Annotated in this window: 20 protein-coding genes and 1 riboswitch; of the genes, 14 read left to right on the top strand and 6 right to left on the bottom strand. The window is 64.0% G+C overall.

The window, feature by feature from the left end; genetic code table 11:
- Positions 1 to 10: 10 nt before the first annotated feature.
- A complete protein-coding gene (flhD, locus tag QCE83_RS24000; protein ID WP_309817201.1) occupies positions 11 to 328 on the bottom strand; it encodes a flagellar transcriptional regulator FlhD in 318 nt (105 codons plus the stop codon).
- Between the two features lie 472 nt (positions 329 to 800).
- Here flhD and QCE83_RS23995 point away from each other — a divergent pair, with 472 nt between their 5' ends.
- Genes QCE83_RS23995 through QCE83_RS23980 form a run of 4 tightly spaced genes read left to right on the top strand, consistent with a single transcriptional unit; the run spans position 801 to position 3,638 of the window.
- Positions 801 to 1,916, top strand: a complete 1,116-nt coding sequence (locus QCE83_RS23995; protein ID WP_309818726.1) for a SpoIIE family protein phosphatase — start codon at positions 801 to 803, stop codon at positions 1,914 to 1,916.
- Between the two features lie 12 nt (positions 1,917 to 1,928).
- A complete protein-coding gene (locus tag QCE83_RS23990; RefSeq protein ID WP_309817197.1) occupies positions 1,929 to 2,492 on the top strand; it encodes a SiaB family protein kinase in 564 nt (187 codons plus the stop codon).
- Positions 2,493 to 2,511: 19 nt separating this feature from the next.
- The gene (locus QCE83_RS23985; RefSeq protein WP_309817195.1) at positions 2,512 to 2,907 is read left to right on the top strand and encodes a DUF1987 domain-containing protein; all 396 of its coding nucleotides are present in this window, start codon (positions 2,512 to 2,514) and stop codon (positions 2,905 to 2,907) included.
- A gap of 2 nt (positions 2,908 to 2,909) precedes the next feature.
- Entirely contained in the window at positions 2,910 to 3,638 is a 729-nt protein-coding gene (locus QCE83_RS23980) for a GGDEF domain-containing protein (protein ID WP_309817192.1), read from the top strand.
- A gap of 4 nt (positions 3,639 to 3,642) precedes the next feature.
- Here QCE83_RS23980 and QCE83_RS23975 read toward each other — a convergent pair whose 3' ends face one another.
- Positions 3,643 to 4,410 carry a DeoR/GlpR family DNA-binding transcription regulator gene (locus QCE83_RS23975; protein ID WP_309817190.1) on the bottom strand — a complete coding sequence of 256 codons (768 nt, stop codon included), beginning with the start codon at positions 4,408 to 4,410 and terminating at the stop codon, positions 3,643 to 3,645.
- 192 nt (positions 4,411 to 4,602) lie between these two features.
- On the opposite strand from QCE83_RS23975, the gene QCE83_RS23970 reads away from it, so the two are divergent.
- From QCE83_RS23970 to QCE83_RS23930, 9 genes are read left to right on the top strand one after another with little or no spacing between them, the layout of a single operon-like run.
- Positions 4,603 to 5,454 carry a transketolase gene (locus QCE83_RS23970; RefSeq protein WP_309817187.1) on the top strand — a complete coding sequence of 284 codons (852 nt, stop codon included), beginning with the start codon at positions 4,603 to 4,605 and terminating at the stop codon, positions 5,452 to 5,454.
- Complete coding sequence (locus QCE83_RS23965; protein WP_309817183.1) at positions 5,447 to 6,391, top strand: transketolase C-terminal domain-containing protein; 945 nt, start codon at positions 5,447 to 5,449, stop codon at positions 6,389 to 6,391. The genes QCE83_RS23970 and QCE83_RS23965 overlap by 8 nt, the downstream gene beginning before the upstream one ends.
- Positions 6,392 to 6,408: 17 nt before the next feature.
- Positions 6,409 to 7,206 (top strand): GolD/DthD family dehydrogenase, encoded by a 798-nt coding sequence (locus QCE83_RS23960; RefSeq protein ID WP_309817180.1) that lies wholly within the window; start codon positions 6,409 to 6,411, stop codon positions 7,204 to 7,206.
- A gap of 60 nt (positions 7,207 to 7,266) precedes the next feature.
- Positions 7,267 to 8,211, top strand: a complete 945-nt coding sequence (locus tag QCE83_RS23955) for a D-ribose ABC transporter substrate-binding protein (protein ID WP_309817177.1) — start codon at positions 7,267 to 7,269, stop codon at positions 8,209 to 8,211.
- A 57-nt stretch (positions 8,212 to 8,268) separates the two neighbouring features.
- The gene (locus tag QCE83_RS23950; RefSeq protein ID WP_309817174.1) at positions 8,269 to 8,904 is read left to right on the top strand and encodes a DUF2291 family protein; all 636 of its coding nucleotides are present in this window, start codon (positions 8,269 to 8,271) and stop codon (positions 8,902 to 8,904) included.
- Positions 8,901 to 10,436: a sugar ABC transporter ATP-binding protein gene (locus QCE83_RS23945; protein WP_309817171.1), complete on the top strand. Its 1,536-nt coding sequence runs from the start codon at positions 8,901 to 8,903 to the stop codon at positions 10,434 to 10,436. The genes QCE83_RS23950 and QCE83_RS23945 overlap by 4 nt, the downstream gene beginning before the upstream one ends.
- A gap of 19 nt (positions 10,437 to 10,455) precedes the next feature.
- Complete coding sequence (locus QCE83_RS23940) at positions 10,456 to 11,538, top strand: ABC transporter permease (protein ID WP_309817168.1); 1,083 nt, start codon at positions 10,456 to 10,458, stop codon at positions 11,536 to 11,538.
- A gap of 10 nt (positions 11,539 to 11,548) precedes the next feature.
- Positions 11,549 to 13,009, top strand: coding sequence for an FGGY family carbohydrate kinase (locus QCE83_RS23935; protein ID WP_309817164.1), 1,461 nt, complete (start codon positions 11,549 to 11,551; stop codon positions 13,007 to 13,009).
- Positions 13,010 to 13,028: 19 nt separating this feature from the next.
- Positions 13,029 to 13,823, top strand: a complete 795-nt coding sequence (locus QCE83_RS23930; protein ID WP_309817161.1) for a glucose 1-dehydrogenase — start codon at positions 13,029 to 13,031, stop codon at positions 13,821 to 13,823.
- Positions 13,824 to 13,853: 30 nt separating this feature from the next.
- On the opposite strand, the gene QCE83_RS23925 is transcribed toward QCE83_RS23930, so the two are convergent.
- On the bottom strand, positions 13,854 to 14,351 hold the full coding sequence (locus QCE83_RS23925) for a 6,7-dimethyl-8-ribityllumazine synthase (RefSeq protein WP_309817157.1): 498 nt from the start codon (positions 14,349 to 14,351) through the stop codon (positions 13,854 to 13,856).
- Between the two features lie 87 nt (positions 14,352 to 14,438).
- Positions 14,439 to 14,626: riboswitch (FMN riboswitch) on the bottom strand.
- 193 nt (positions 14,627 to 14,819) lie between these two features.
- On the opposite strand from QCE83_RS23925, the gene QCE83_RS23920 reads away from it, so the two are divergent.
- A complete protein-coding gene (locus QCE83_RS23920) occupies positions 14,820 to 16,034 on the top strand; it encodes a ParB/Srx family N-terminal domain-containing protein (protein WP_404985695.1) in 1,215 nt (404 codons plus the stop codon).
- Between the two features lie 49 nt (positions 16,035 to 16,083).
- Here the strand turns inward: QCE83_RS23920 and QCE83_RS23915 are convergent, their stop codons facing one another.
- The 3 genes from QCE83_RS23915 to QCE83_RS23905 all read right to left on the bottom strand — a co-directional run bounded on the left by QCE83_RS23915 (position 16,084) and on the right by QCE83_RS23905 (position 19,864).
- Entirely contained in the window at positions 16,084 to 16,974 is an 891-nt protein-coding gene (locus QCE83_RS23915) for a methyltransferase domain-containing protein (protein ID WP_309817150.1), read from the bottom strand.
- A 40-nt stretch (positions 16,975 to 17,014) separates the two neighbouring features.
- Positions 17,015 to 18,469 carry an MFS transporter gene (locus tag QCE83_RS23910; RefSeq protein ID WP_309817146.1) on the bottom strand — a complete coding sequence of 485 codons (1,455 nt, stop codon included), beginning with the start codon at positions 18,467 to 18,469 and terminating at the stop codon, positions 17,015 to 17,017.
- 147 nt (positions 18,470 to 18,616) lie between these two features.
- Positions 18,617 to 19,864: a glycosyltransferase family 87 protein gene (locus QCE83_RS23905; RefSeq protein WP_309817137.1), complete on the bottom strand. Its 1,248-nt coding sequence runs from the start codon at positions 19,862 to 19,864 to the stop codon at positions 18,617 to 18,619.
- Positions 19,865 to 19,931 lie beyond the last annotated feature (67 nt).

Raw genomic sequence — 19,931 nt, 5'->3', positions numbered from 1 at the left:
AGTCCCCGCGTCAGGCGAACTGGCGGGCGGGTTGCCCGGCCATGAGAATGGCGGCATGCGTGGAGGCGACGTCAGCATGGCGTGGCGCCTGCGTGAGCGCCGAGAGCAGCATGCGGTCGTTAAAGCGGAACGCGCACAGCAACTGGTCCGCCGATGCTAGCTTCACGACCTGCGGCAGCGAGAGGCCGCTCAGCAGATCCGCGACGTCTCCGGACAGGCCGAGCCGGAACATGCCGATGGCCCGGTCTTCACGCAACAGCCTTTGCGCAAGAATGAGATAGGAAAGATTGATTTCGCGAATGATTTCCTGTGTGTCCTGATTGTCCATGGTATTCAGCCTTTGAGATTTATAAGAGGGCTGTTGCCAGTCGATTCATTCACGCTTCTCCGCGAAGAATCATTAATTTCAGTTTAGACACTCGCTGAAACCGTTTCAATACTCAGACGAATAGTATTAATCAATAGAACCCGCATGATGCAAAGAAGCGCTTCGGGATTTATTTCTGCCTGTTCGGAAAATTGGCGGCAAATTTCTCAGGCTGCGGGAAGGAAGCAAGGCGCTCAGAAAGGGCCATATCCTGCAAACGTTTGCACGGTGTGGTGAAAACATCACCTGCGTTTTTGTCACCGAAAGTTCACACAGAAGCCTTAGCGTGCTCTGTTTTCTCTACCTTCGACGTCCGATGCACCCTGCGTTTTCAAGGTTTCACCGCTTCTCCGGCCAGCGCAATTTACGCGTCGCGGGAGATTTATCCCAGGAAGTTCCATTCGTGGACGCCGAGGATTCGAATTCCCTCGTGATGGAAATCTTCTCGGCGCGCCGCGATATGGGAAGTCTGGCCGTGATTGAAAATCTGCGCCCGATCGGACTGATCAACCGCGATATTTTCATGTCGCAGATGAGCAAGCCTTTTCATCGCGAGCTTTACGACAAGAAAAGCTGCATCGCTTTCATGGACAAGGAGCCGTTGGTCGTCGATGCCGATGAAAGCATCGAAACGCTTGCGTTCAGGACGGTCGAAGCCGGCGAAAAAGCCTTGGTGGACGGTTTCATCGTGACGCGCGCCGGGCGTTTTGCGGGCGTGGGCAGCGGTCTGGAACTGGTCAGCGCCGTGGCGGAAATGCAGGCGGAGAAAAACCGCCAGATCATGCAGAGCATCGAGTACGCCAGCGTGATCCAGCGCGCGATGCTGCGCGCCTCGGACGAAGCGCTGGCCACGCAATTGCCGGGCGCCGCGCTGCAGTGGGAGCCGCGCGACGTCGTCGGCGGCGACTTCTATCACTTCGCCGCGTTTCCGCATGGCTGGTTCGGCGCCATCGCCGATTGCACCGGCCACGGCGTGCCCGGCGCATTCATGACGCTGCTGGCTTCGGCTTCGCTGTCGCAGGCGCTCGAACAGATGGGACCGCGCGATCCGGCTGCGTTGCTCTCGGCGGTGAACCGCAACGTCAAGGGTCTGCTCGGTCAGGTGAACAGCGCGCCCGGCGAAGCCCGTTCGAACGACGGCCTCGATACCGCGTTCCTCTGGTTCGACACGCGCGAAAATGTGCTGCATTTTGCCGGCGCGCGGATCGCGCTGCATATCCTCGCGCCGGACGCGCCGGAATTCGAGACGCTCGCCGCCGACCGCATGGGCGTCGGCTATGTGGACAGCCACGCGGACTATGCGTGGAACCTTCATTCGGTGGCGGTGCCGCCCGGCAGCCTGCTGTTCATCTGCACGGACGGGCTGACCGATCAGATCGGCGGACCGCGCAGCATTTCCTTCGGCCGGCGCCGCGCGCTCGATGTGATTCGCGAACATCGTGCCGAACCGGCGGCGGCCCTCTGCGAACGGCTGCGTCTGACGCTCGCGGACTGGCAGAGCGTGCAGCCCCGGCGCGACGACGTAACGTTCTTTTGTGTGCGTATCTAGCTCTTCCCAAGCATGTCCCAACTACTCGATCAAGACAGCGCCTTTTTCGACCTGGCGCAGCGACGCAACGTGCTCTTCTATCACAAGGGCTACTTCTCGCATAACATCGTCGCGGCGATGGGCGAGGTCGTCAAACTGCAGCTGGAAGTGGCCGGCGTGAACGGCCCGACGCGGCGCAAGCTGTTCTCGTCGTTCGTCGAGCTGTCGCAGAACATCGTGCATTACTCGTCGAATGCGCTCGCGCGCGACGGCGAGCAGGACGGCTCCATTCGCGAGGGCGCGGTCTGCATCTCGCGCGACGGCGATCGGCACGTCATGCTGTGCGTCAACCCGATATCGAGCGCCGAAGTGGAAAGCCTGCGCAACAAGCTCGAGCCCTTGCGTCACATGTCGCTCGAGCAGATCAAGCAGGCCTACAAGGAATCGCTGCGCGCCGAGACGCCGGAGGACAGCAAGGGCGCCGGCATGGGCTTCCTCACGATGGCGCGCGATGCCAGCGCGCCGCTCGAATTCGCTTTTCATCCGCGTGCCGACGAACCCGGAACCACGCTGTTTTGCCTCATGGCCATTATCTGAGCACAAGGCGCAAGAAATCATGGATAACTTCTATATTGCCGCCACGACCACGTCGCCCGAGGTCGATTTTCGTTTCGATCAGCATGCGTTGCTGCTGAAGGGTGAGTCGTATCCGGAAAACGCGGCGGCCTTCTATGCGCCCGTCATCGAGCAGATGCGCAAGTATCTCGCGGTGAATACGGACGCGGCCGTCACCATCGACGTCGCGCTCACGTACTTCAACAGTTCGAGCACCAAGATGCTGTTCAGCATGTTCGATGCGCTGAACGAGGCCGCGCAGTCGGGCTGCCGCGTGCTGATGAACTGGTATCACGACGAAGAAGACGAGACGATCGCCGAGTTCGGCGAGGAACTGAAGGCGGATTTCGACGCCATCGAGTTCACTGATCGTCCGGTGGCTTACCCGGGACGCTGAGGATGACTTCGAACTCCTCCGGCGACGCGACGCCCGCCCACGCCCCCGACCTGTTCGAGAACGAGACCGCCGCGCTGGAGAAGGCGCGCGGCGTGCATGCAGCAGACGGTGCGGATGCCGAAGCCTTGCATCAGTCGCTGGGCGCGCTCATCGATCACTTCGAGCGCCTGATGCGTGAAACGCGCCGTCTGATCGGCCGCAGCGACCGCGCCGAACGCGAGATGCAGGTGCTGGCCCAGCAACTCGCGCACCGCGCTTCGCACGATGCGCTGACCGGCGTGCTCAACCGCAGCGCCGTGATCGAGCAGGCCACGCGCACGCTGAAGGAGCGCAGCGCGACGATGATCGTGCTCGACATCGACGAGTTCAAGCGCGTCAACGACGACTTCGGTCATCCGACCGGCGATGCCGTGATTCTGGGTGTCGTCGATTGTCTGCGCCGCATCGTGGGCGAGCGCGGTTTCATCGGCCGCGTGGGCGGGGAGGAGTTCACGGTGCTGGTGCCCGGCGACGATCACGCCGCCGCTGCCTTGCTCGCCGAACGCATGCGGGCCGCGATCAGCGAGGCGCGCGTGGTGCCGTCACTGGACCGGCGCATCACGGTCAGCTTCGGCGTCAGTCATAACCGCGCCGGAACCGGCTTCGATACCGCCTATGGTCTCGCCGACGAGGCGCTGTATCGCGCCAAACGCGGCGGGCGCAATCGCGTGGAATTCGCCGCGCAATCGTGACCGCTCACGCGTAGAGAATGCGCGTGCCGCTGCTGTTCAGCCAGGTGACGAACTCGTCGCCGAGGCCTTCGTCCGTCACCAGGCAGTCGATGCTTTCCATCGCGCCGAACGCGGCGAACTCCCGCTTGCCGAACTTCTTCGAATCCGCGAGCAGATAGACGGTCTTCGCGGCGTCGATCATCGCGCGCTTCACATGCAGGTCGATGAAGTCCGGATACGAGATGCCCGACTCCATCGACACGCCGCCTGCCGCGAGAAAGAGCTTGTCGACGAACATGCCTTCGAAGAAGGCCGACGCTTTCTCGCCCGACACCGCCACCGTTTCCGCCTTGAAGATGCCGCCGGTGAGCATCACGCGATTGGTCGGCTCCGCGCCGAGCAGGATCGCGATGTTCAGCGCATTCGTCACGATCCGCAGGTTCTTCCGGTCGAGGAGATTCTTCGCGAGTTCGGTGGTGGTGGCGCCGCAGTCGAGGATCAGCGAGTCGCCGTTCGAGATCAGGCTCGCCGCCTTCCTGCCGATCAACGCCTTTTCCGGACTGGTGGGCAGCACGGGCGCGTGGTCGGCGCGATGCGCGGGTTCGGGTTGCGTCGACGTCAGCCGCACGCTGCCATGCACGCGTTCCACGCGGCCGAGACGCTGCAACTCGTCGATGTCCTTTCGGATCGTCGGCATGGAAACGCCGAATTCGCTGGAAAGCTCCGACAGCTTCACCAGTTTCGCGGCCTGCACGCGTTCGAAAATTTTTTCTGTTCGGGTCCGTTGATCCATTTTTGTATTCCCGCCGACACGTCGCCCAGCGCGCGCGTCGATAAACCCCGTCTGCAAGCCCTATTCTGCCTCATCGGACGCGCCGCCGCGCCCCGCTTAGGTGTTTTCCCTTCTTTCGTTTGCTTCCCTTTGACTTTCGAAAGAAAGTAAAAGAAACTTGCTTTCAGGCAAACGGGAAGTCTGGGAGCAGGAATGGAAAACCCTTTCAAGCAGTCCGGCGACGCGCTACACCGCCGGGCGCAGGACATCCGCAAGAAGATCTGCGTGATGAACGCCACCGCGAAGAGCGGTCACACGGGCGGCGACATGTCGGAGGCGGACATCCTGGCGGCGCTGTATTTTCATGTGCTGCGCTATGAGGTCGAGGCAGGACAACGCGTGCGCTGGCACGACGAGTTCATTCTCAGCAAGGGGCATGGCGTGGGCGGCCTGTATGCGTGTTTCGCGGAACTGGGCTGGCTGCCCGAGCGCGAACTGCTGACCTATCTGAAGGACGATGGCCGCCTGCCGGGGCATCCGGTGCGGCAGAAGCTGCCTTCGTGGGTCACGGTGAATACCGGCGGCCTCGGCCATGGCTTCCCGATCGCCGCCGGCCTGGCGATGGCGAAGCAGCGCCACGCCACGCGCAGCGGCGGCACGGGACGGGTGTTCGTGCTGACCGGCGACGGCGAACTCGAGGAGGGCTCCAACTGGGAAGCCGCGATGGCGGCGGCGCATTTCGAGCTCTCGAACCTGGTGGTGATCGTGGACCGCAATCGCCTGCAACTGGCGGACTTCACCCACAACATCATGGATCTCGATCCGCTCGACGAGAAATTCCGCGCGTTCGGCTTCGAGGTTCACGACGTCAATGGAAACCAGGTGGACTCCATTTGGAAACTATTGGAAAGTCTCGACTACGACAATCGCAAGCCGAAGGTGGTGATTGCGCACACTATCAAGGGACGCGGCGTCTCCTTCATGGAGAACGTGCCGGCGTGGCATCACAAGTTCCCCACCGAAGATCAACTCAAGCAGGCGTTGCAGGAGCTCGACCATGCGTGACTACGCGGACTTGCGTGACGGCGCGGTGAGCGCAATCGACCGGCTGACTTCGGCGGGACGCGACATCATCGTCGTGGTGGCGGACTCTACCTCGACCTCGAAGATCGGTCCTTATCTCGAACGCTTTCCGGAGCGCGTGATCAACGTGGGCATCGCGGAGCAGAACATGGTCGGCATGGCCGCGGGCCTCGCGCTCGGCGGGCATATCGTCTTCACGGCAAACGCAGCGCCGTTTCTCGTCGGCCGGGCCAACGAGCAGGTCAAGAACGACGTCTGCTACAGCGCGACCAACGTCAAGATGCTCGGCCTCAACGCGGGCGTGTCCTACGGTCCACTGGCCTCGACCCATCACGCGATCGACGATATCTCCATCATGAGCGGCTTCGGCACCGTGCAGATCTTCGCACCGTGCGACGAGATGGAAACGGCGCAGGTGATCGATCATGCGGTGTCGGTGGACGGGCCGGTCTATATCCGCCTCGACAACGCCAAATTTCCGGTGGTGCACGACGCGTCGTACCGCTTCGAGCCGGGCCGTCCCGACGTGCTGATCGAAGGTTCGAAGGTCGCGGTCATTGCGCTCGGCTCGGTGGTCGGAGAAGCGCTCGATGCGTGCGAGGCGCTGCGCCGCGATGGCGTGCTCGATCCGACGCTCGTCAACCTGTCTTCGCTGCGGCCGCTCGATCAGGACGCGCTCGCGGCGATCGTGCAGCGTCACGAAGCCATCGTCACGGTGGAAGAACATTCGCTGCACGGCGGCATTGGCGCCACCGTGGCGATGCTGATGGCGCGCCGTCGCCTCAACCGCCCGCTGACCACGCTCGGCATCACCGAAGGCGAGTTCGCGCAATACGGTACGCGGCAAGGCATTCGCAAGCACTATGGCATCGACGCGGCGGGCATCGCCGACGCCGTGCGCGCGTTGTGCGCGCAATAAGAACAGGGGACACGCACATGAGCATTCAATACGACATGTCGCTGCGCCACGGCGTCGATTTCGACTTTCGCCTCGACGGCAAGGTGGCCGTGGTCACGGGCGGCCTGGGCGGCATTGCAATGGCGACCAACGCCGCGCTGATCGCCAAGGGCGCGCGCGTGGCGATTCTTTATCCGAGCTTCGAGGAACCGCGCGTGCAGGCCGCGCTCGCGGAACTGGGCGCTGAGAACGCACGCGCCTTTGCCTGCGACGTCGTCAACGAAGCCGAAGTCGAGCAGGCGATGGCCGCCGCGCGCGACCATTTCGGCGATCTGCATCTGCTGGTGAACGCGGCGGGCTGCATCACGCTGACGCGCGCCGAAGACATCAGCTTCGACGAATGGCAGCGGCAGATCGGCGTGAATCTCACCGGACCGTTCCTGTGTTCGAAGCACTTTGCGCGCATCGTGCTCGCGAGCGGACATGGCGGCAAGATCGTCAACATCGCGTCGCAGGCGGCGACGGTCGCCATCGACCAGCATTGCGCCTATACCTCGGCGAAGGCCGGACTGATCGGCATGACCAAGGTGCTGGCGAAGGAATGGGCGCCGCGCGGCATCACGGTGAACACGGTGTCGCCTACGGTCGTGCTGACGCCGATGGGCGCCGCCGCCTGGGAAGGCGAGAAGGGCGAGAACATGAAGAAACTGATTCCGGTCGGACGCTTCGCCTACACCGACGAAATCGCGGCCGCGATTCTCTTCCTGCTGTCCAACGGCGCGGACATGATCACGGGCGCCGACATCATGATCGACGGAGGCTACACGATCGCCTGAGTCGTTACCCGAGCAAGACCACGCTGTTCCAGAAAGACAAACCAAACCGGAGACAACAACATGTGGAAGAAGCTTGCAGTCGCAGCCGCGGTGGCCGTATCGTGCGCCGCCGTGATGCCCGGCAGTGCGTATGCAGCGGGCAAGGGCACCATCGCGATTCTCGTCAACGCGCTCGACAATCCGTACTACGCGGCCGAAGCCAAGGGCGCGGAGGCCGAGGCGAAGAAGCTCGGCTATGACACCATCGTGCTCTCGCACGGCGAGGACGTGAACAAGCAGAACGAGCTCGTGAACCTGGTGATCGGCAAGGGCGTGAAGGGCATCGTGCTCGACAACGCGGATTCGAATGCAAGCGTCGCCACGGTGCGCGCGGCGGCGGACAAGAAAGTGCCGGTCGTGCTGATCAACCGCGAGATTCCGAAGGACGGCATCGCCATCGCGCAGCTCAGTCACAACAACCTGCAAGCGGGTACCGAAGTGGCGCAGCGTTTCGTCGAGGCAATCGGCGAGAAGGGCGAGTATGTCGAGCTGACCTGCAATCTCGCCGACAAGAACTGCGTCACGCGTTCGCAAGCCTTCCATCAGGTGCTGGATCAATATCCCGATCTCAAGATGGTCGCGCGCCAGGATGCCAAGGGCGCGCTGCTGCCCGGCAAGCAGGCGATGGATTCGATCCTCCAGGAGCATCCGAACATCAAGGGCGTGATCTGCGGCAACGGGCCGGTGGCGCTGGGCGCCATCGCGTCGCTGGAATCGGCGGGGCACAAGGATGTCGTCGTGATGGGTATCGACGGCAGCAATGACGAGCGCGATTCGGTCCTCGCGGGCAAGCTGAAGGCGACCGTGATGCTGCAGGCGCAGGGCATCGCGATCCATGGCGTGGACCTGCTCGACAAGTACATCACCACCGGCAAGACCGGCGAGCCGGAGCGCCAGCTGACGCGCGGCATCCTGATCACGAAAGACAACGCATCGAAGGTCAAGGACTTCTACTACACGAAGTAAGGTGCGCGAACGGCAGCGGGCGCGGCCCACTGCCAGGGCTTGTCAAGTGAGGTCGTCATGGTTCATCCCGTTTCCACCGGCTGGCGCGCGCTGCTGACGCTGTGCGTGCTGAGCCTCGCCGCGTGTCACGTCGTGACCGATACCGAGCTGGCGCAAATCCGCAGTCAGGGCCAGCACAAGGGTCCGGACGCCGCGAAGATGCTGAGCGACCAGCTCATTCCCTACGCCGACAAGAACGCCAAGCCGGCGGCGCAGGTGATCGGCGCGCTGAACCAGAATTTCGACGATGCCTGCAAGCAGTTCGGCTTCCGTCAGAGCAATGCGTTTCCGTGCAATTTCTGGCTGCGCGTGCAGGGCAAGGTGACGCGCATCGATTCGACTTCGCGCGTCGGCAAGGCGTATGTCGAAGTGGCGCCGGCGGGCGGCGGCGAGCCGGTGAACGTGGTGCTGGAGATGGGACCGGTGGTGGTCGGCACCGGCGTGCGCGACGGTTTTCCCGGCGTCAAGTACAGCGACTTCGACGACCAGACCCGCTTCGCCGCGTTCGGCCAGGAGCTGAACAAGCTGGTCGTGGCGCGCGTGCAGCAGTCGTTGAAGCTCAAGGCCGGCGACAGCGTCGACGCCGCCGCCGTCTACAGCAGCTGGAGCGAGCCTGCGGGCGAGATCCGCGCGATTCCGGTGGTCTGGAAATGAGCGAACCCCGAACCCTGAACCCGGTGAACGTGATCGAGACGCGCGGTCTCTCGAAGCAGTATCCGGGCACGGCCGCGCTGATCGACGTCGATTACAAGGTGCGGCGCGGCAAGGTCAACGTGCTGATTGGCGAGAACGGCGCGGGCAAGTCCACGCTGATGAAGCTGCTGGCCGGCGCGGAGACGCCCACTTCGGGCGAGATCTGGATCGACGAACAGCTCGCGCAGATCAGCGACGTGCGCAGCGCCGAGAAGCACGGCATCGGCATCATTTTCCAGGAGCTGAATCTCTTTCCCGACATGACGGTGGCCGAGAACGTCTTCGCGGGTAACGAGATCACGAGTTCGGGCGTGATCGTGTCGAAGCGGGAGAATCATCAGGCGAAGGTGCTGCTCGACCGCCTGCATATCGCCATCGATCCGCGCACGCGGCTGGGCGATCTCTACGTGGGCCAGCAGCAGCTGATCGAGATCGCCAAGGCGCTGTCCAAGCACATCAAGGTGCTCATCATGGACGAGCCGACTTCCGCGCTGTCGAAGACGGAAGTGGAGATTCTCTTCAAGATCATCGGCCAGCTGAAGGAAGAAGGCGTCACGGTCATCTACATCTCGCACCGGCTGGAAGAGATCATGGCCATCGGCGACTGCATCACGGTGCTGCGCAATGGCCGGCTCGTGGCCGAGGACGAGATCGCCAACATCGACATTCCGTGGATCATCGAAGCGATGGTCGGCTCCTCGAAGAAGCGCTTCGCCTTCGAGCAGCACAGCATCGGTGCGGAAGTGCTCAAGGTGAAGGACCTCGCGCTCAAGCGTTCGAACGGCATCTACGCGGTGGATCACGTGTCGTTCTCGGTGAAGGCGGGCGAGGTGGTCGGCATCTACGGGCTGATGGGCGCGGGCCGCACCGAACTGCTGGAGTCGCTGCTGGGCGCCAATCCGCTTGCACTCGGCGAGATCGAACTGGCGGGCAAGGCCATCGAGGACATGCCGATTCCGAAGCGCATCGAAGCGGGCATTGCGCTGGTGCCGGAAGACCGTCAGAAGCAGGGCATGGTGCAGCTGATGACGATCCTCGAAAACATGACGCTGTCGAGCCTCGGCAAATTCACGCGGCGCTTCGTCGGTGCGCTGACGCGCGACCGGCAGGTAGAGGCGGCGGGCGACATCGTGAAGAAGCTCGCCATCAAGGCCGCTTCGGTCGATGCGCCGATCACGTCGCTCTCGGGCGGCAACATGCAGAAGGTCGTGATCGGGAAGGCGTTGCTGACAAAGCCGAAGGTGCTACTGATGGACGAACCGACGCGCGGCATCGACGTGGGTGCGAAGGAAGACGTCTACAAGACCATCAGTCTGCTCGCGCAATCCGGCATTGCCGTGATCTATGCGACCTCCGAGCTGGACGAGGCCATGGCGGTGTCGAACCGCGTGTTCGTCATGGCGAGCGGCCGGCTGACCGCCGTGCTGGAGCGCGGGCAGTTCGACAGCGAGCGCATCGTGCGCGCCTCGACGCCCGCGACCGCCGTAGTGTGAAAGGAACGAGATCCGAACCATGAATACACCCAACAGCAGCAATCCGCCGGTGACGCCGGTCCACGCGAAGCACAATCGCCAGGGCGCCTACGCCGCGGCGCGCATCGCGGTGAACCTGCTCAAGCTGCGCATCTTCATCGCACTGTTCGCGATCATCATCGTGTTCTCGCTGGCCACGGAAAGTTTCCTCTCCACCGGCAACCTGCTCATCATGGCGAAGCACGTCACCGTGGTCGCGATTCTTTCCATCGGCATGACGCTCGTGATCCTCACCGGCGGGATCGATCTGTCGGTCGGGTCGATCGTCGGCATCAGCGGCATGGCGGCGGGCTATCTGCTGCTCGAAGGCGTGAAGATCGGGCATCACGTGGTGTTCTTCAATCCATGGGGCGTCGCGCTCATCGCCTGTCTGCTCGGCGCGCTGATCGGCGCCGTGAACGGCTATCTCATCACCATGCTCAACGTCGCGCCCTTCATCGCGACGCTGGGCATGCTCTATGTGGTGCGAGGCGCGGCGCTGCTCGTCAACAACGGCAGCACCTTCGCCGACCTCGAAGGCAATCCGGCGCTCGGCAACACGGGTTTCGAGTTCATCGGCAACGGCACGATCCTCGGCCTCTCGATGCCCGTCTGGATCATGATCGTGCTCGCCGCCATCACCATCTTCATCGCCCGCAAGACGCCGCTCGGACGGCGCATCTACGCGATCGGCGGCAACGAGCAGGCCGCGCGTTTCTCGGGGATCCGCACGAATCGCGTGAAGCTGTTCGTGTACATGTTCTCGGGCTTTTGCGCGGCCATCGTCGGGCTGGTCATCACGGCGCAATTGCAGACCGCGCATCCGCTGACCGGCCAGACCTATGAACTGAACGCGATCGCGGCAGTGGTGCTGGGCGGCACCGCGCTGATGGGCGGGCGCGGCACGGTGTTCGGCTCGGTGGTGGGCGCGTGCGTGATCAGCATTCTCGGCGACGGCATGGTGATGTGCGGCATCAGCGATTTCTGGCAGATGGTCATCAAGGGCCTCGTCATCATCTTCGCGGTTGTTGTGGATCAGTTGCAGCAGCGTCTCCAGTCGCGCATGGTGTCGCTCACCGCATGAGGCCCGGACGATGAAGACCATTCTCGCAATCGATCAAGGCACGAGCGGCACCAAGGCGCTTATCTTCGACAACGAAGGCCACGTGCACGCGCGCGGCTTCGCGCCGGTGGCCTGCGACACGCCGCGCACGGGTTTCGTCGAACAGGATGCGAACGCGTTGTACGACTCGGTGCGGAAGGCCGTGCGCCAGTGCCTGAGCGGCTACGAGGGCGAGATTGCCGGGATCGGCATCTCGAACCAGCGCGAGACGGTCGTGCTGTGGGACCGGCAGGGCGAGCCGATCGTGCCGGCGGTGTCGTGGCAGTGCCAGCGCTCGCTCGGCATCTGCGAGCGGATGAAGGGCGACGGGCTCGCGCCTTTGATCGCACAGAAGACCGGCCTGCTGATCGATCCGTATTTCTCCGGCACCAAGCTCGTCTGGCTCAACGAGAACGATGAACGCGTCCGCGCGCGTATTGCAGCGGGCGAGGCGTTCTTCGGCACGGTGGACAGCTGGCTGCTGTACCGGCTGACGAAGGGTGCGGCCTATCGCACCGATTACACCAACGCGTCGCGCACGATGCTGCTCAATCTCGGCGCGCTCGAATGGGATCGCGAACTCGTCGCGCTGTTCGGGCTGGAAGGACTGCGGCTGCCGGAACTGCGGCCTTCGGCCTCGGACTTCGGCTCGACCGACTTCGACGGCCTGCTGGACCGCCCGCTGCCGATTCTCGCGATGATCGGCGACTCGCACGCGGCCGCTGTCGGCGAAGGATGCCTGCGTCCGGGCGTGGCCAAGGCGACGATGGGCACGGGCTCGTCGATCATGATGAATGTCGGCGCGAAGGCGCACGAACCGGAGCACGGACTCGTGTCCACGCTGTGCTTCGCCATCGGGGAGCGCGTGGATTACGCGCTGGAAGGCATCGTCATCAGCGCGGGTTCCACGCCCGCGTTCCTCAAGGAAAAGCTGCATCTCTTCGACGACTTTGCCCACGCCGAGCAGGCCTTCACCGACTACGACAACGGCGGCGTGTTCCTGATTCCGGCGTTCTCGGGCATCGGCTGCCCGCACTGGAAGTATCCGGGCGGCGCGCAGATCGTCGGGCTGAATTTCTCGACGTCGTGGCAGCACGTGGCGCGCGCGGCGTATGAATCCATCGTGTATCAGATCAAGGATGTCATCACGGTCATGGAACAGGCCGCCGATGTGCCGCTCGCCGAACTGTATCTCGACGGCGGGCTGACGCAGCGGCCCTTCCTGTTGCAATACCTGTCCGACACGCTGGACCGGCCCGTCAGCACGCTCGCCGTCAGCGAGATCTCGGCGGCGGGCGCGGCGGCGCTGGCGGGATGTCAGGCGGGACTGGCGGAATCGCTGGATGCGTATCAGGCCAAGCGCGTGGTGGCGCGGCGCGTCGAGCCGGGAAGCGGCGTCGCGGCGGCCGCGGACAATCATGCGCAATGGCTGCGCTGGATCAATCGACTTTGAAAACCTGGGAGTAAGGAACGTGACTTATCAAGCCAAGCGGTTCGAAGGCAAGGTCGTGGTCGTGACGGGCGGCAGTCGCGGCATCGGACTCGCCATCGCGGAGCGGTTCGCGCGGGAAGGCGCCAGGGTCTGCGTGACCGCGAACGAGAAAAGCGTGCACGATGCGGCCGCGCACTTGCGCGAAGCAAACTTCGAGGCGCTGGCCGTCGAGATGGACGTGACGGACAAGCAGCAGGTCGTGGCGCTCTACGAAGAGGTGGCGGCGACGTTCGGCGAGGTGGACGTGTCGGTGCAGAATGCGGGCGTCATCACCATCGCGAAGCTGCCGGAACTGACCGAAGGCGAGTGGGACAAGGTCATGGCCGTGAACACCAAGGGCGTGTTCCTGTGCTGCCAGGAAGCGGCGACGCGCATGCTGCGGGCGGGCAAGACCGGCAGGCTCATCAATACGGCGTCGGGGCAGGCGCGCCAGGGCTTCGTGTACACGCCGCACTATGCAGCCAGCAAGTTCGGCGTGCTCGGCATCACGCAAAGTCTCGCGAAGGAACTGGCGCCCACCGGCATCACCGTGAACGCGTTCTGCCCGGGCATCATCACCACCGACATGTGGTCGTACAACGACGAAGCCTGGGGCAAGCTGCTCGGCGACTACAAGCCCGGCGAGCTGATGGCGGAATGGGTCGCCAACATTCCGATGAAGCGCGCGGGCAACGGCGCGGACGTGGCCGGACTCGTGACCTTCCTTGCTTCGGAAGACGCCGCGTACATCACCGGCCAGACCGTCAACGTCGACGGCGGCATGTTCATGTCCTGAGCATGCCAACCGGCGGCAGGAGCGCAATGCTCAGACCGGCAGCGCGCTCAGTTTGGCGATGGTGTCGGCGCAGGCATGCGCGGCCTCGGCGCCCTTCACGAGGAAATGCTCGCTGAAGAAGCGGACGTGCTCTTCGCCGTGATGGAAGTGATGCGGCGTCAGGACCGCGGAGAACACCGGCGTGCCGGTATCGAGCTGGACGCGCATCAGGCCGTCGATGACCGCATGCGCGACGAACTCGTGACGGTAGATGCCGCCGTCGACCACGAGTCCCGCCGCGACGATGCCCGCATAGCGTCCGCTTTGCGCGAGATGCTTGGCGTGCAGCGGGATTTCGAAGGCGCCCGCCACTTCATAAAGATCGATGTCTTCACGCGCATAGCCCTTCGTGAGCATGGCCTCGACGAACGCGGTCTTGCATTGATCGACGATGTCGCGATGCCAGCATGCCTGGACGAAGGCCACGCGGGGACGGTTGGAACCTGCGGAAGAGACAGCCTGTGCTTCGATGGTGTGATTCATGTTCATGGACTTCAGCCTGTTTGGTGTGAACAGGGCGAAGGACAGCCGTTAGCCCCCGCACGCGCGCAGCGTGACGAAGGGCGGCGCGAGCCGTCCTGTTCTCTTTCATCCGGACTATACCGTCGGCCCCGGAATCCAACCGGGTCTGCTGACCTCGCCGGTGCGCCGGGTCCAACGGGATTGGACAGGCAAGACAACCGGTGAGCGCTCGCGGGCTACGTCTCCTGCAACAGGAAACGATTACCGCCGGTGGGGAATCGCACCCCGCCCCGAGAACGTGTTTCCCGAAAGAATCGAGATTCGGGAACGAGGCGTACCTTATCATGATCCGCGTGCCTGCGCCGGATGCCCCTTGGGCTTATCGGGCTTCGTTTTGCCGGATCGGCCACACAAATCGGGCAACAATCCGGCTGCTTTCACACGTCTTTCATATCCCTACGGCAAGCTCGCGGGTTTTTGACAAGCCTGCTCACTATCTCCGTACGGGATCAACCTGTGTATAACAAGATCGCCCTGAGCACCACACTGCCACTGCTGATTGCGCTTGCCGCTTGCGGCGGCAACTCGACGACGCCGACCGCCAACGGGGCCGCCGCTACCGATACGGCCTCCGCGCCGGCCAGCGCTTCGACGCCCGCGAGCGCGTCGTCGCCCGTCGAGGCTTCCGCGCCGACGGAAGCGTCCGTAACCGCCGAGGCTTCCGCGCCTGGATCGGCATCGTCCCCTGAAGTCTCGACGCCACCGCAAGCCGGCCAATGGGCCGCCGCGAGCGCGGGCCAGATGCTCGACGTCACGCTCGGCGAACTGCATCCGACACAGGCCGCGCTCGGCTACGACCAGATCTACTACAAGCTCGGCCGCTACGAAGCCGATCCGACCAAGAAGTTCGATGACTTCTGCGCCGACGAAGGTCTCGACAGCCTCGCGACGAATGGTTCGTCGGCCAGCTCGAAGCTGACCGATTCCACCAGCTTCACCTGCACGACCACCGACACGGCCCAGCGCGACACGACCGTCCTCAATCCGGTCGTGATCGGCCCGAACGGCGACTCGCTGTATCTGACCGACGGCCATCATGGTCTCTCGACCTACTACGAAGTCCCCGACGGCGGTCCGACGCTGCATGTGCATGTCATCGTGAAGGACAACCTGAGCGCGTACTCGGGCACGACGTTCTGGTCGGAGATGCAGAACCGCGGCTACACGCGCCTCAAGGACGCCAACGGCGCGCCCATCACGGCGGCGCAACTGCCCACCGGCCTCGGCCTGAAGCAGGGCATGCAGAACGACGTGTACCGCTCGCTGGTGTATTTCACGCGCGACATCGGCTATAGCAAGCCGACGCCGTCCACCGATTTCCTCGAGTTCTACTGGGCTGACTGGCTGCGCGCGAACTTCCCGCTGACCGGCTACACGCTGACCACGCTCGGCGCGACCGATCCGGATCCCGCGACCGCCGATATCGGCTATCTCAACGCGGTGTGGAATGCTTCGCTGAAGATGGTCGCGACGACGGATCCCGTCATCGACGGCAAGACCGGCAAGGATCTGGGCCGGCTCGACGCGATCAATGCCGGGAAGAAGTACACCAAGGGCGAATTCGGCGATCTGCTGAAGCCGCTCAGCGCATCGAAGCCGGGCAAGCTGGCCTATACGCTCGACTACAAGGCGCGTAACGGGCTGAAGTGAAGACGGATGCGGCGCGGTCCCGCGGGACGGTGCCGCACATCAGCGCACCTCAGGCTTCACGAACCACAGGCGGGGCTGCGCGCCAGTCCAGCAAGGACCGCCGCCGCTTCTTCACGCGCGCTGCGAGCGGCACCGACCACTCGTGCGGCCAATGGATGCCATGCGCGAAGTGTGACTTGCTGTAGAACGTGATGTGGTTGAAGCCGGCGTTGGTCAATTGCCTGATGAGATCGTGCCGTACGAAGCGCCGCATCTCGAGCGTGCTGCCGGGCCCGCCGTGAAAACACAGATCGTCGAAGACCTCGTGCTTGCCGTCGATGGTGGTGTTGTGGAGCACCCACTTGTCGCCATCCGGATTTTCCAGATGCCACTCGTGCAGATTGGGAAACCATTCGATGGTTTCAGGTTGCGAGGCGTCGCCCAAGCCGAACGGCACCGACATGACGAACACGCCGTTTTGCTTCAGCAGGCGGCGGGCATTTTCAAAAGCCCTCGACACAGGCGGGGCGACGTGTTCGAAGACGTCTGTCGATACGATGAAATCGAGCGTTCCTTCCATCGACGTATCGATCTTCGTGATGTCGAGGAACGGCTCCTGATGGTAGAAGGTATTCGTGTACCGCAGCTTGTGCATGAGCCGGTTCACATACACGTCCCAGCAGCTCATCCCGATGCCGACGATGTCCGGGCGCGGCGGCCATATCTCGTCGATGGTCAGGCTCTTGCCGAAGAGTTCGGTCGTGAGCACCTGAACGATCGAGCGCATCCGCACGGTCGACCCGCACGACGAGCAACTGGGCTCTTCTCGCGTGAGGCGCGATTTTTCGACCTCATTGGCAGTCCCGCAAATATTGCAGGCGAACTGGATGCGCTGTTGATTCGAGTCGCTCATGGGCAGTCGATCTCGCAACGGTGGATACCAGCGCAGATAGTAGCGCATCAGATCGCACGAGACGAATACCTCGCGTCAGCGCGTCGCTTCAATGCGAAATGCTCTCCAGCGACTTCCCGAGCGTGCGCGGTCCCATCAGCCCGATGGCGAGCATCACGAGCGTCATCGCGCCTGCGATGAACACGAATACGCCCGTGACGCCGAACTCCTTCAGCGTGAACGCGATCACGAACGAACTGAACACCGCCGACAGCCGGCTCCATGAATACACGAAGCCCACGGCGCGCGCGCGGATGGCGGTCGGATAGAGCTCCTGCTGATAGGCGTGATACGTGAACGAGATGATGTTGCCCGCCAGCGTCAGCAAGACGCCGAGCACGACGATGAACGGCGCCGACGACGTCTGGCTGAACAACAGCCCGCTCACGATGTTGAGCGCCGCCATCGCGACGATGACATGCTTGCGCTCGAAGCGGTCAGCGATCAGATAGCCGAGCAGCGGCCCGAGCGGCGCCGCGAGTCCGATGAGGGTGGTGTACAGCAGGCTCGACGTGACCGTGATGCCCTGCTTGACGAGCAGCGTCGGCACCCAGTTGGCGAAGCCATAGAAGCCCACTGTCTGGAAGATGTGGAACAGGATCAGCATGGCCGTGCGCCGGCGATACGGCGCTTTCCACATGTCCGCGAAACCCGCCTTGCGCGCGACCGGCTCGGGCGCGCCCGGCGGCGGCAACGCAGCGCCGTGCTGCCGCGCCACGGTGGCTTCGAGGGTCTTCAGCACGGCATCGGCCTCGTCGATGCGGCCCTTGCTCGCGAGCCAGCGCGGGCTCTCCGACAGGTTGCGCCGGAAATACCAGACGAACAGCGCGCTCACGCCGCCCAGCAGCGCGACCCAGCGCCAGCCGTCGAGCCCGAACGGTGCGCGCGGCACGAGCAGCCAGGAGCAGAACGCGACGACCGGCACCGCCGAAAAGCCCACCGCCTGACACACCGCGAAGGCGCGGCCGCGCAGATGCTTGGGCGCGAGCTCGGAGAGATAAGTGCCGATCGTGACCAGCTCGACGCCGATGCCGAGTCCCGAGACAAAGCGCCAGAAGTTGAGACCGCCGGCGCTGTCCTGGAAGGCCATGACCGTATTGGCGGCGACGTACCAGAGCATGGAATACGTGAAGATCGCGCGGCGGCCGAAGCGGTCGGCGAGAAAGCCGCACGCCGCCGTGCCGATGAACAGCCCGCAGAACAGCGCCGCAATGAAGCTCGCGACGCCCGAGGTGCCGAACAGGCCGGGCGTGGTCGGCGTGAGCAGGCCGCTCTTCACCAGCCCCGGCGCGATATAGCCGGTGAACAGCAGGTCGTAGAGTTCGAAGAAGAAGCCGAGACTCAGCAGCAGGATCAGCTTCCAGACGGCGCGGGTCGCGGGCAGGCGGTCGAGCCGCGCTGAAATCAGGCCGCCGGGGCCGGGCGGCTCGGTGTCCGCAGCCACGGCCTGAGAAGGCGTGGCATGAAGGGTTTCGTGTAGCGGTGCGCTTTCCGAAATGGCCATGATTGTCTCCAGTCGTTTTTCTGGATGACGCAGGCTCGTATCACTTCGCGCGCGCCTCCATCTCATTGCTGGCCAATCTAGACGGGGCGGCGGCGCGCGAAAAGTGCTGCTTCGGCAGCGGGGGCATCGCAATCGGCGATGTTCTCGTTAACCCTGCGGCTGTGGTTCCACGCTTGCGTGCAGGGCGCCCGGCATCACGCCTGCTTCATGCCGCGCGCGGCGCACCGCCAGCGCGAGCAGCGCCGCGAACACGAGCGGCCCGATCCCGGCGTGCAGCGTGACGCCGCACAGGTCGCCCAGCACGGGATACGTCCACGCGATACACAATGCCTCGCGCTCCCACGGCAGCCAGCCGTCGCGCAGGCCTTTCCTCGCGTACAGGACGACCGGCACGGCAAGCCAGGTGGTGTCGTAGTTGAAGATGTACGGGCTGATCATGCAGGTGGCGGCGACCAGCGCCGTGGCGCGCACGGCGAGATCGCCCGAACGGCGCCACACCCAGATCACCGCGAGCGTCGCGGCGAGCGCCTGGCAGCTCTGGGCCACATAGGCCGCCGTGACCGGCACGTGCGCGAGCCGCAGCGTCGCGAACAGGCTGGCCGTCTGGGACCACGGCAGCGTGCCGTGCGCAATGGCCTGACTGGCGAGCGTCATGCCGTGCAGGAACGGCGGGATCGCGCCGAGCCCGAACACCGCGAGTGCGATGCCGGTGAACAGCACCACCGTGACGGCCGCCGCGCCGAAGGCGGTCCACATGCCGGCGCAGGCCAGCGCGAGCGGAAACAGAATGGCGAGATGCGGCTTGATCGACAACAGGCCGATACAGATGCCCGCCACCACGGGCCGCTTCTGCAGGTTCATGAACGCAGCCAGCGCGAGCGCCGCCGTGAGGCAGGCGTTCTGGCCTTGCGCCATGGTCAGCCAGAGGCCGGGAAAGGCGAGGATGGGCAGCAGGGCTTCGCGCATCGGCAGGACGCGGCGCAACAGCGTCACGAGCAGGCCGGCTGTGAGCAGCGCGAAGATCGCATACGACACCGGGCTCGGCAGCCGCGCGAGCGGCTTGAGCAGCAACAGGAAATTCGGCGGGTAGAAGAACGGTCCGACCCGCGGAAAGCGCGGCGAGATGTGTCGTGCGGCTTCGGTCAGCGCGTCGATCGAATACGCATCGAGCGGCCGGCCTTCGAGCCACAGGCGCGAGGCGGCCCAGAAGGTCGTGAAGTCGAAGCCGTTCGGATGGCCGTACAGGCCCCACGAATAGCGCGCCGTGCGGGCCGCGACGATCGCCAGCAGGACCAGCGTCGCGAGGCAATAGACCCGCAGGCGCTTCAGGTTCAGCCAGTGAGCGGAGGCCGGAGCGCTGGGGGAGGAATACAGTCGGGTCGGGACGATGGACATGAGCCCCTATATCGGCAACGGGAGGGCGTTCTTGAGCCGTCCCGTTGAGCTGTCCCGATGAGCCGTC

The organism is Caballeronia sp. LZ034LL, assembly GCF_031451215.1.
GTDB lineage: Bacteria > Pseudomonadota > Gammaproteobacteria > Burkholderiales > Burkholderiaceae > Caballeronia.
Note: the sequence above shows the minus strand (reverse complement) of the source record. Positions and strands in the feature narration are given on the sequence as shown.

Coding starts and splice junctions, on each gene's coding strand:
- flhD (WP_309817201.1), bottom strand. CDS start 328: ATGGACAATCAGGACACACAGGAAATCATTCGCGAAATCAATCTTTCC.
- QCE83_RS23995 (WP_309818726.1), top strand. CDS start 801: ATGGAAATCTTCTCGGCGCGCCGCGATATGGGAAGTCTGGCCGTGATT.
- QCE83_RS23990 (WP_309817197.1), top strand. CDS start 1,929: ATGTCCCAACTACTCGATCAAGACAGCGCCTTTTTCGACCTGGCGCAG.
- QCE83_RS23985 (WP_309817195.1), top strand. CDS start 2,512: ATGGATAACTTCTATATTGCCGCCACGACCACGTCGCCCGAGGTCGAT.
- QCE83_RS23980 (WP_309817192.1), top strand. CDS start 2,910: ATGACTTCGAACTCCTCCGGCGACGCGACGCCCGCCCACGCCCCCGAC.
- QCE83_RS23975 (WP_309817190.1), bottom strand. CDS start 4,410: ATGGATCAACGGACCCGAACAGAAAAAATTTTCGAACGCGTGCAGGCC.
- QCE83_RS23970 (WP_309817187.1), top strand. CDS start 4,603: ATGGAAAACCCTTTCAAGCAGTCCGGCGACGCGCTACACCGCCGGGCG.
- QCE83_RS23965 (WP_309817183.1), top strand. CDS start 5,447: ATGCGTGACTACGCGGACTTGCGTGACGGCGCGGTGAGCGCAATCGAC.
- QCE83_RS23960 (WP_309817180.1), top strand. CDS start 6,409: ATGAGCATTCAATACGACATGTCGCTGCGCCACGGCGTCGATTTCGAC.
- QCE83_RS23955 (WP_309817177.1), top strand. CDS start 7,267: ATGTGGAAGAAGCTTGCAGTCGCAGCCGCGGTGGCCGTATCGTGCGCC.
- QCE83_RS23950 (WP_309817174.1), top strand. CDS start 8,269: ATGGTTCATCCCGTTTCCACCGGCTGGCGCGCGCTGCTGACGCTGTGC.
- QCE83_RS23945 (WP_309817171.1), top strand. CDS start 8,901: ATGAGCGAACCCCGAACCCTGAACCCGGTGAACGTGATCGAGACGCGC.
- QCE83_RS23940 (WP_309817168.1), top strand. CDS start 10,456: ATGAATACACCCAACAGCAGCAATCCGCCGGTGACGCCGGTCCACGCG.
- QCE83_RS23935 (WP_309817164.1), top strand. CDS start 11,549: ATGAAGACCATTCTCGCAATCGATCAAGGCACGAGCGGCACCAAGGCG.
- QCE83_RS23925 (WP_309817157.1), bottom strand. CDS start 14,351: ATGAACATGAATCACACCATCGAAGCACAGGCTGTCTCTTCCGCAGGT.
- QCE83_RS23915 (WP_309817150.1), bottom strand. CDS start 16,974: ATGCGCTACTATCTGCGCTGGTATCCACCGTTGCGAGATCGACTGCCC.
- QCE83_RS23910 (WP_309817146.1), bottom strand. CDS start 18,469: ATGGCCATTTCGGAAAGCGCACCGCTACACGAAACCCTTCATGCCACG.
- QCE83_RS23905 (WP_309817137.1), bottom strand. CDS start 19,864: ATGTCCATCGTCCCGACCCGACTGTATTCCTCCCCCAGCGCTCCGGCC.